This is a genomic window from Vibrio sp. OPT46 (assembly GCF_015163535.1).
Lineage (GTDB): Bacteria > Pseudomonadota > Gammaproteobacteria > Enterobacterales > Vibrionaceae > Vibrio > Vibrio alginolyticus.
Map to the genome: position 1 here is coordinate 59,806 of NZ_JADDYG010000298.1, position 3,270 is coordinate 63,075.

At 43.1% G+C, this 3,270-nt stretch carries 3 protein-coding genes; 2 read left to right on the forward strand and 1 reads right to left on the reverse strand.

Annotation, left to right across the window (positions count from 1 at the left end; genetic code table 11):
- Nucleotides 1-160 precede the first annotated feature (160 nt).
- Both IQR33_RS13720 and IQR33_RS13725 read left to right on the forward strand, forming a co-directional pair.
- A complete protein-coding gene (locus IQR33_RS13720) occupies nucleotides 161-799 on the forward strand; it encodes a YchE family NAAT transporter (protein ID WP_005380729.1) in 639 nt (212 codons plus the stop codon).
- A 35-nt stretch (nucleotides 800-834) separates the two neighbouring features.
- On the forward strand, nucleotides 835-1,698 hold the full coding sequence (locus IQR33_RS13725; protein WP_005380728.1) for an ion transporter: 864 nt from the start codon (nucleotides 835-837) through the stop codon (nucleotides 1,696-1,698).
- A gap of 57 nt (nucleotides 1,699-1,755) precedes the next feature.
- Here IQR33_RS13725 and asd read toward each other — a convergent pair whose 3' ends face one another.
- Nucleotides 1,756-2,871: an aspartate-semialdehyde dehydrogenase gene (gene asd / locus IQR33_RS13730; RefSeq protein ID WP_005380727.1), complete on the reverse strand. Its 1,116-nt coding sequence runs from the start codon at nucleotides 2,869-2,871 to the stop codon at nucleotides 1,756-1,758.
- Nucleotides 2,872-3,270: the final 399 nt, after the last annotated feature.

Genomic DNA, 3,270 nt, shown 5'->3' on the forward strand with positions numbered 1-3,270 from the left:
CCCAGATTAGATACAGTTTATTAAAGAATTAGTTTTTCTCACTTAAATGGCAGGGAATGCGTTAGTTTTTTTCATTTCTTACAACCTAACTTTTGCCTTACATTACGCCCAAATTACCCCTTCTCCTTTTCACTAATGTGAACTTTGATGAGTACGCAACATGCAAACTTTTGAACTTGCTATCTTCTTGCAGTTTTTTCTCGGTTTGGTCGCCGCAGTAAACCCTGTTGGTATCATGCCTGTGTTTGTGTCACTAACCGGGCATATGACACCAGACGAAAAGCGCAATACGGCAACAACAGCAAATGTGGCTGTTGCGATCATCCTGATCATTTCGCTTTTTGCTGGTCAGTTACTGTTAGACATGTTCAGTATTTCTCTGGATTCGTTTCGTGTCGCTGGCGGGTTGCTATTACTTAGCATCGCATTCTCGATGATGAGCGGTAAACTGGGGGAAGATAAGCAGAACAAACAAGAGAAAACGGAATACGTCAGTCGTGAACAGATTGGTGTGGTCCCTCTTGCAATGCCTTTAATGGCAGGTCCTGGTGCAATCAGTTCGACTATTGTTTATGGTGCACGCTACCCAAGCATGTTCGATACCGTGGGCATTAGTATTACGATTGGTTTGTTCTGCCTTTGTTCATGGCTATTATTCCGTTCTGCCCCATTGATCGTACGATTTTTAGGTCAAACTGGAATCAACGTCATTACTCGTATCATGGGTTTGATATTGGGCGCGCTTGGCATAGAGTTCATTGCGAATGGCTTACGCAACTTATTTCCAGGATTAGCCTGAGTTTCTATAAAATTGTATGATAGAGCGATTCAACAATGGATCGCTTTGTCATGACGACTGACTCTCTTAAACATACTCTATATGTCACCATTTTTGGTACTCATACCAAAGCTGGTAAAACGTTCGATATTGCTCTCATTATCGCGATCATCAGTTCGTTAATCGTACTGGTGTTAGATTCGATACCCTCCGTTCGGGCCGAGTGGGAAAAAGAGCTGAAGTTTATTGAATACACATTTACTGGCCTATTCACGATTGAATACCTTCTAAGGCTTTATTGCTCCCCCAAACCTGCCGCCTACGCAAAGAGTTTTTATGGTGTCGTCGATTTACTTGCGATTTTGCCCACTTATTTAGCACTCTTCTTCCCATCCGCTTCGTTTATGGGTGTGATCAGGGCGCTGCGAGTGATGCGAATATTCCGCATACTCAAGTTAGTCCGATACCTCCAAGAGTCCAATATCCTCTTACGTTCACTGCTTATGGCGCGCAGAAAGATTTTTATCTTCTTTAGTTCCGTCGCCATTATGGTAACGATTTTCGGCTCGTTGATTTTTATCATTGAAGGACCTGAAAACGGATTTACTAGCATTCCTAAAAGTATTTATTGGGCGATCGTGACCATCACAACGGTTGGGTATGGTGACTTGGTCCCCCAAACAGACCTAGGTAAAGGGCTTGCATCACTCACCATGTTACTGGGTTATTCCATTTTGGCGGTACCTACAGGTATTTTCACTGCCGAACTGCACCAAGAGATGCAATCGCACAAAGTATTGGTGAAATGCCCAAACTGCTCCCACGCAGGGCACGACTCTGACGCAATTTACTGTAAACATTGTGGTAGTGAACTGGCCGATCCAGACAAAAGAGTCGTTCGAACAGAAGACGACGCATGAAAAAAGAGCTCCCTAAGGAGCTCTTTTATTTTGTCATCAAATAAAGGATTGATGTGATTATGCTTTCTCAGACAGAATAATTCGCAGAGTACGACGCAACGGCTCCGCAGCACCCCAAAGCAGTTGGTCACCAACAGTGAAAGCATTTAGGAAATCATCACCCATTGCCATCTTACGTAGACGACCCACTGGTACAGACATTGTGCCCGTAACTTTTGCCGGTGTTAGCTCTTGAGCAGTGATGTCACGGTCGTTAGGAATCACTTTCACCCAATCGTTATGAGTGGCGATGATTTCTTCGATTTCGTCCATTGGTACATTTTGTTTAAGCTTGATAGTAAGTGCTTGAGAGTGACAACGCATCGCGCCAATACGCACACAAGTACCGTCAATTGGGACAGGTGAACTTTGAGAACCCAAAATTTTATTCGCCTCGGCGCCCGCTTTCCACTCTTCTTTACTCTGACCATTATCGCGCTTCACATCGATCCATGGGATCAACGAACCAGCTAGTGGCACACCGAATTTATCGGTAGGGAAAGAGCCGCTGCGCATTGTATCCGCGACTTTCTTATCGATATCTAGGATAGAGCTTGATGGGTTTGCAAGTTCAGAGCTAACAGAGTCATTGATAACGCCCATTTGCGAGATCAATTCACGCATATTTTGCGCACCAGCACCAGATGCGGCTTGGTAAGTCATTGCGCTTGTCCACTCAACAAGGCCTTTCTCAAATAGACCACCTAGCCCCATTAGCATTAAACTAACCGTACAGTTACCACCGACAAATGTGTTCGTGCCACCGTGGATGCCTTGTTGGATTTGCTTTAAGTTCACTGGATCAAGTGTGATGATCGAATCTTCAGCCATACGTAGCGTAGAGGCCGCATCAATCCAGTAGCCTTTCCAACCAGCCTGACGAAGTGCAGGGAAAACTTTTTCTGTGTAGCTACCACCTTGACAGGTGATTACCGCATCAAGCTGTTTTAAGCTTTCAATATCATACGCGTCTTGCAGTAAGCCTGCGTCTTTTCCTAAGTTAGGAGCAGGAATACCAACTTGAGAAGTACTGTAGAATACTGGTTCGATTAGGTCGAAGTCTTTCTCTTCAACCATACGCTGCATAAGGACTGAACCAACCATACCGCGCCAACCAACTAAACCAACTCTCATCGTATTAACTCTCCATGTATTAAAAAACCTACCCCATAGTTAATTTTTCACAGCAAAATCTCAACCCCTATTTTGTAAATAAGCGCGTTTTTTAACCTTTTCCTCTGAAAAACCGGGTTACACGAGATTTTTTAGTGTTTGGTTTGCGGTTTTAACCATTTTTCAAGTAGGGAAAGCACTTTAGCCCCCTAATTGGTCTTACCACTCAATGAGAAAATAACACATGAAGCACAATAATTTCACATTACACAACATTTAAAACCAAAAAAGTTAAAACAAAATAACAGTTAATTTCACAAGAAAACGTTTTTACCGACGAACATCAAGATAAAACACCAAATGTTCGAAATATAATTTTTGTTAATGTATGTTATGCGCGATTACAACAAGGAGCGCCTT